6 protein-coding genes and 1 pseudogene are annotated in these 6707 nt (G+C 72.0%); 1 reads left to right on the forward strand and 6 read right to left on the reverse strand.

Annotation, left to right across the window (positions count from 1 at the left end):
- The 5 genes and pseudogenes from AB0C29_RS26880 to AB0C29_RS26900 all read right to left on the reverse strand — a co-directional run.
- Positions 1-428, reverse strand: a pseudogene (locus AB0C29_RS26880) (allantoate amidohydrolase); the annotation flags it as partial.
- Entirely contained in the window at positions 425-2059 is a 1635-nt protein-coding gene (hutU, locus tag AB0C29_RS26885; RefSeq protein ID WP_360825470.1) for a urocanate hydratase, read from the reverse strand. The gene hutU and the pseudogene AB0C29_RS26880, both read right to left, overlap by 4 nt.
- Before the next feature lie 11 nt (positions 2060-2070).
- Positions 2071-2919 (reverse strand): MurR/RpiR family transcriptional regulator, encoded by an 849-nt coding sequence (locus tag AB0C29_RS26890; RefSeq protein WP_360825473.1) that lies wholly within the window; start codon positions 2917-2919, stop codon positions 2071-2073.
- An 82-nt stretch (positions 2920-3001) separates the two neighbouring features.
- Positions 3002-3631, reverse strand: coding sequence for a hypothetical protein (locus AB0C29_RS26895; protein ID WP_360825476.1), 630 nt, complete (start codon positions 3629-3631; stop codon positions 3002-3004).
- A gap of 29 nt (positions 3632-3660) precedes the next feature.
- Positions 3661-5082, reverse strand: coding sequence for a WGR domain-containing protein (locus AB0C29_RS26900; RefSeq protein WP_360825479.1), 1422 nt, complete (start codon positions 5080-5082; stop codon positions 3661-3663).
- 161 nt (positions 5083-5243) lie between these two features.
- Here AB0C29_RS26900 and AB0C29_RS26905 point away from each other — a divergent pair, with 161 nt between their 5' ends.
- Positions 5244-5798: an AAA family ATPase gene (locus AB0C29_RS26905; RefSeq protein ID WP_360825482.1), complete on the forward strand. Its 555-nt coding sequence runs from the start codon at positions 5244-5246 to the stop codon at positions 5796-5798.
- Here the strand turns inward: AB0C29_RS26905 and AB0C29_RS26910 are convergent.
- Positions 5786-6707 (reverse strand): PLP-dependent aminotransferase family protein (locus AB0C29_RS26910; RefSeq protein WP_360825485.1); only part of this gene is annotated, 922 nt, incomplete at its 5' end. The genes AB0C29_RS26905 and AB0C29_RS26910 overlap by 13 nt on opposite strands.

Consider the following 6707-nt stretch of genomic DNA (forward strand, 5'->3'; position numbering starts at 1 on the left):
TCCGGGTCGATCGCGCCGGTCAGCAGCCGGGAACCGAGGCAGGGCAGGCCGAAGCGGCCACCCTCCTCCTCGACGAACGCGGCCACGCCGATCGGTCGCGACGGCGTCACGCCCGCGGCCCGGAGCCGGTCGACGGCCAGGAACGCGCTGACGATGCCGAGCGGGCCGTCGTAGCCGCCGCCGTGCGGGACCGAGTCGAAGTGCGAGCCGGTCAGCACGGTGCCGGGCCCCCACTGCCGGCCCCACCAGGCGAACAGGTTGCCGTTGCCGTCGTCGGTGACCGTCATGTCGCGGCGGTCGGCCTGGTTGCGGAACCAGTCGCGCAGGATCAGCTCGGGGTCGCTGAGGGCGTACCGCAGATAACCGCCGGTCCGGTCGCGGCCGATGGGCGCGATCTCGGCCCAGAGTCGCGGGAAGGCCGCGGTCATTCTTTTTCTCGCATGGGGATGTGCACGTCGGCCGCGGCGGCGGACTCGTAGCCGGCGTCGACGTGCCGGATCACGCCCATGCCCGGGTCGTTGGTGAGCACGCGTTCGATCTTCTGCCCGGCCAGGGCGGTGCCGTCGGCGACGCAGACCTGCCCGGCGTGGATCGACCGGCCGATGCCGACGCCACCGCCGTGATGGATGGACACCCAGCTCGCCCCGCTCGCCGTGTTGATCATCGCGTTCAGCAGCGGCCAGTCGGCGATCGCGTCCGAGCCGTCCAGCATCGCCTCGGTCTCCCGGTACGGCGAGGCCACCGACCCCGCGTCGAGGTGGTCACGCCCGATGACCAGCGGCGCGGAGACCTCGCCGCGAGCCACCATGTCGTTGAACCGGACCCCGGCCTTGTCGCGTTCGCCGTAGCCGAGCCAGCAGATCCGCGCCGGCAGCCCCTGGAAGGCGACCCGCTCGCCGGCCAGCCGGATCCACCGGGCCAGCGGCTCGTTGTCCGGGAACAGCTCCAGCACGGCCCGGTCGGTGGCGGCGATGTCGGCCGGGTCGCCGGACAGCGCGGCCCAGCGGAACGGCCCCTTGCCCTCGGCGAACAACGGCCGGATGTACGCGGGCACGAACCCGGGGAACGCGAACGCCCGGTCGTACCCGCCGAGCTGGGCCTCGCCGCGGATGGAGTTGCCGTAGTCGAACACCTCGGCCCCGGCGTCGAGGAAGCCGACCATCGCCTCGACGTGCCGGGCCATGCTCTCCCGCGCGCGGTCGGTGAACTCCTCGGGCTTGGCTGCCGCATAGTCGGCGGCGTCACCCGGGTCGATGCCGATCGGCACGTAGCTCAGCGGGTCGTGGGCGCTGGTCTGGTCGGTGACGATGTCGATCGCCACCCCGCGGCGCAGCAGCTCGGGGAACACCTCGGCGGCGTTGCCGGCGACCCCGATGCTGACCGCCTTGCGGTCCCGCTTGGCCGCCTCGGCCTGCCGGACGGCGTCGTCCAGGTCGGCCGCCACCGTGTCCAGGTAGCGGTCCTTGACCCGGCGCCGCAGCCGCGACTCGTCGACGTCCACGATCAGGCAGACGCCGCCGTTCATGGTGACCGCGAGCGGCTGGGCGCCACCCATACCGCCGCAGCCGGCGGTCAGCGTCAACGTGCCGGCCAGGTCGCCGCCGAACCGCTTCGCCGCCACGGCCGCGAACGTCTCGTAGGTGCCCTGCAGGATGCCCTGGGTGCCGATGTAGATCCAGGAGCCGGCGGTCATCTGGCCGTACATGGTCAGGCCGAGCTGCTCCAGGCGGCGGAACTCCGGCCAGGTCGCCCAGTCCCCGACGAGGTTGGAGTTGGCCAGCAGCACCCGCGGCGCCCACTCGTGGGTGCGGAACACCCCGACCGGCTTGCCCGACTGCACCAGCAGCGTCTCGTCGTCGGCCAGCACGTCCAGCTCCCGGACGATCGCGTGCAACGACGGCCAGTTCCGGGCGGCGCGCCCGGTGCCGCCGTAGACGACCAGGTCGTCGGGGCGCTCGGCCACGTCGGGGTCGAGGTTGTTGAGCAACATCCGCTTGGCGGCCTCCTGCGGCCACCCCTTGGCGGTACGGGTGGTGCCCCGTGGCGCTCGCACTGACATACCGAACTCCTTCACGCTTCGAAGATGTGGCGGCGGGAGGCGGTCGCCTCGAACTCCTCCAGGCGGCGCTGGGCCTGCTCGGGCGCGGCGTCGCACATCGCCTGGAGCAGCACCATGGCCATGGCCATCGGGCCGGTGTGCAGGTCGAACACCAGCTGGGTGCCGACCGGGGCGGGCAGCACCACGTCGGCGTGCGCGGCGGCCGGGCTCACCGCCGAGTCGGTGAGCGCGACGACGGCCAGACCGGCGGCCCCGGCCTCGCGGATCACCTCCAGGGTCTCCCGCGGATAGCGCGGCAGCACAATCGCCAGCATCGCGGTCGCGCCGGCCGCGCGGGCCTGATCGAGCCGATCCAGCAGCATCGTGCCGCCATCGTCGAGCACCCGGACGTCCGGGTGCACCTTGGCGGCGAAGTAGCCGAAGTACGCCGCGAGCGGTCCGGCGGCGCGCAGCCCCAGCACCGGCAGCGGACGGCTGGCCGCGAGTAGCCGGGCGGCCTGCTGCACGGCGTCGAGGCTGCTCAACTGGTCGGCCATGCGTTCCAGGTGCTGGGTCTCGGCCCGCAGGGCCCGCTGCACGGGGTTGTCGCCGTTGTCGGCGGGTGGGGTGCCGACCCCGACCAGGGCGCGCAGCTCGCGCCGCAGGGCGGGATAGCCGGCGTAGCCCAGGGCCATGGCGAACCGGGTGACCGACGGCTGGCTCACCCCGGCCAGCTCGGCGACCTCGGCGGCGGAGAGGTAGGCCGCGGAGGGCGCGTGCTGCACGAGGCTGTGCGCGATCCGCCGCTGCGTGGGGGTGAGCCGGGCGCCCTGGAAGAGATCCACCACCCGCTCGGCCGTCCTGGCCGCTCCGTCATTCACCCCAGCAGAGTATGCATGAAAACTTTCAGAGCGCTAGTCCTGTCGCCGATCCGGCTGGTTCCCCGCACCGGCGCGGCCTGCGTCAGCTTCCGAGAGGTGCGCTGATCTGCAGACGCCGGTCCACCGCATCAGCGAGCGGATCCGCCAGCTCGGGGGCGAGGTCATGCGCCCAGGGACGCATGGCGGCCAGGAAACCGGCGAGCTCCTCCTGGACAGCGCCCAGCATTGCCGGCAGGGCGTCGCGCGGCACGTCGATGTGTGGTTCGCCGGGGTCCGGCCGCTGCCCTGACGGAAGGTGACCACCGTCCTGCCACATCCGGACCACGGAACCGCGGTGCTCCATCAGAACGTCGGGGTCGTGCCCGAGATCGATCACCGCACCGCCGGCGATGCGCAGCCAGTCGCGCCACTCGTCCAGGCCGATGCAGCAGCCGGGGTCGATGACGACATCGCCGGCCACGACCCGCAGGCCACCCGGCGCGTAGTCCTCGTCCTCGCAGGCCACATACGTTCTGATCGCCTCGGTGGCATCCCCGGCAGTGATCGACAAGTCATCCGCGGTGGCGCTGCGTCCGATCAGTGCCCACATCACCGTGCCCACCTGCCGCGGCGTCGGCCGGCCCGGGACCGGGAGAAGGTAATCGGTCGGATCAACCGGCCAGAACGGGCAGTCGGCCGCCCATCGCTCCAGCATCGGCGTCAGCGTGATCATCCCCGCAGGCTAGTGCCCGGTCGCGGCGGCTAGACCAGGCGGCGGATCTCGCCGTACGCCCGGTAGAAGCCGCCGCGGCTCGCCTCGCGGATCCCGGTCACGACGTAGCGGCTGCCGTGCTCGCGGATGCCCTTCGGGAACTGGACCTGCCAGTCGCGGTGGTAGCCGGTCGACACGACCCGGATCCGCAGCCGGCCGCCCTCGTCGACGCACTCGACCACCACACCACCCGCCACGTCGTGGACGATCTCCACAGTGGTCGACGGGACGACCGCGGGCATGCGCGGCGGTGCCTTCACGTCGACCACCTGCGGAACGCTGCCGCCGACCGCGGACCGGATCGCCTCCTCGCTGGCGTCGATGCAGGCCAGGGAGCCGTCGGTGGTCACGATGTAGAGCCGCTCGTCGCGGTACTGCATCGAGTACGCCGAGCCGCAGCCCGTGCCCAGCTTCCACAGCCTGGTCCCGGCGGCGTCGAAGCAGTAGATGGACGAGGCACTGTCACCGGCGAAGACGTAACGGCCGTCGGCGGCCGTGGCGCACGAATACACCGCCGCGTCACAGCGGTACGTCTGCCGGGCCGACCCGTCCTTGCCCAGCTCGACCACCTGCCGGGTGGCGGTGCCCGCGTACAGGGTGTCGCGCTCCTGCCAGCCGAACAGCACCGCGCCGGTGCGGGTGTGCCAGAGCTCGCGCCCGGTGCGCCAGTCGTAGCTAGTGACCCCGCCCGAGTGACCGTGGTGCACTGCGCCGGGATCGCACCGCACCATCCAGGCCGACGAGCCCCGCCCGGGCCGCTGCCAGAGGAACTCGTCCTCGTGGTCGATCGCCGAGATGCCACCGTTGGCGTCGGACACCCCGAGGACGCCGTCGTGGATGTCCAGCCAGTAGATGTCGATCTCGGGAGCGATCCGGTAGGCCAGCCGGGGGACCTTCCCGGACAGGTCGTAGACGTTGCCGTCGTCGCACCCGGCATAGATCCAGCCGTCGTCGGCGACGATGCACTTCACGCCCTCGGGCAGCCGGAACTGGCTCAGCACCTCGGCATCGTGGCTCAGTGTCGTGATCAGGCCGCTCTCGTTGCCGACCATGCACACGTCGTCGTCGACGAAGATGCCGAACGCGGGACTGTGCGAGGCGTAGCGCCACAGCACCGGCGCCCGGGTGGCGGTCGAGCGGCTGCTGATGATCTGCCGCCGGGAGACGGCCCGCTTCGCCCGCCCGCCGGGGACAGCCGGGGCGTACCCCTTGCGGACCTTCTCGCCGATCTTCTTCGCCGCCTCGGCCGTCGCCTTGTCCCGGCTGGTGAAGGACGACTGCCGCAGCTGTCCCCGCTCACCGATCCGCCCGAAACGGATGGTCAGCTCGGTGCCGTCGACGGTCACCTCATAGAACTTGTGGGCGCTGCCGCCGTCTTCGGAGAGCTCGAGGTACGTCGTCTCGGCAGGCATGAGGGCCACCCTTCGGCGTGCGGATGCAGGGGTACGGACCGTACCGACCGGGTCCGACAATTTCCGCCCACCGTCGACTTCGGACCGGAAACCCGGCCGGGGCACGGCGCGGAGAAAGACAAGACTGTTTCTCGGCGGGTCCCGTAGCTACCTTTCCGGGCGTGACCAGCGAAGTGACCATCCTGACCGGCCCGCCCGGCGCCGGAAAGACAACCGTGGCTGAGCTACTCGCCACCGACGCCGAAGTCCCCACCGTCCATCTGGTGACCGACATGTTCTACCGCTCGATCCGCACCGGCTTCGTCCTGCCGTTCCTGCCCGCGGCGCAGCGGCAGAACGAGGTGGTCATCGAGGCGATCGTCGGCACCGTGGCGACGTTCGCGCGCGGCGGTTACGACGTCGTGGTGGACGGGATCCTCGGGCCGTGGTTCCTGCGACCGTTCCGCGCGCTCGCCGGACGCGAGCAGCCAAGGGTGTCCTATGTGGTCCTGAGGCCCGATCTGACCACGACCTTGGCCCGCGCCACCACCCGCGCGGGCCACGAGCTCAAGGACACCGACGCCATCACCGGCCTGCACGCCGCCTTCGCCCAGCTCGGCAACCTCGAGGGCCACGCGATCGACACGGGCGCCCTCGACGTCGCGCAGACGGCCGCAGCGGTCCGGCGCGCCGTCGCGTCCGGCGAGTACAGACTTCGCGCGGATCAGGCGAGCTGACCGGCCAGGGCCCGCCCGAGGATGCGCGCCCCCTCGGCGAAAGCAGCGGGGTTGGGACCCGCATAGTTCAGCCGCACGAACGGGCCGGTCGGTTCCGCCGGGAACCATTCGGTCCCAGGAGCGAGGATCAGCCCGGCGGCCTCGCAGTCGGTGGCCAGCCGAGCGAGGTCCGTGCCGTCGGGCATACGTAACCACAGGTTCAGCCCACCGGCCGGCACGTGTTCAAGACTTGCCTGCGGGACGTGCTCGCGGACGGCCGTGACCAGCAGATCGCGGCGGGCGCCGAGCTGGTGCCGCAACCCGCGCAGGTGGGTCTGCCAGCCCGGCTGCGTCACGATGTCGAGCGCCGCCGCCTGGAGCAGACCGCTGACGTACATCGACTCGGCGCCGCGGTCGGCCAGGATGCGGTCACGGGCCGGGCCACGGGCGATGACCGCGGCGACACGGACGGCCGGCGACACACTCTTGGTCAGCGACCGCAGATAGACGACGTGGCCGCCGTCGTCGTGGGCGGCGACCGGGGTCGCGGCGCCGGTGATGGCGAGGTCGTGCGCCCAGTCGTCCTCGACCAGGAATGCGCGGTGCTGCCGGACCACCTCCAGCACCTGGTCGTGCAGCGCCGCCGGCCACTGTCCGCCGGTCGGGTTGGCGTAGTTCGGCTGCGCGTAGAACAGCCGGGCGGAGGTCTCCGCGAACGCCCGCGCGAGATCGTCCGGGTCCGGCCCGGCCGGACCGCTGGGCACGGGCACAACCCGTACGCCGGCCTGCTGCGCGGCGATGATCGCGCCCCAGTACGTCGGCGACTCCAGCAGCACCGACTGCCCAGGGCCCACCAGCGCGCGGAACACCGAGCTGAGGCCGCTCTGGCTGCCCGGCAGCACGATGACGTCGCTCGGTACCGGCGGCGTG

The organism is Actinoplanes sp. NPDC048791 (assembly GCF_040650095.1).
Taxonomy (GTDB): domain Bacteria; phylum Actinomycetota; class Actinomycetes; order Mycobacteriales; family Micromonosporaceae; genus Actinoplanes.

Coding starts and splice junctions, on each gene's coding strand:
- hutU (WP_360825470.1), bottom strand. CDS start 2,059: ATGTCAGTGCGAGCGCCACGGGGCACCACCCGTACCGCCAAGGGGTGG.
- AB0C29_RS26895 (WP_360825476.1), bottom strand. CDS start 3,631: ATGATCACGCTGACGCCGATGCTGGAGCGATGGGCGGCCGACTGCCCG.
- AB0C29_RS26900 (WP_360825479.1), bottom strand. CDS start 5,082: ATGCCTGCCGAGACGACGTACCTCGAGCTCTCCGAAGACGGCGGCAGC.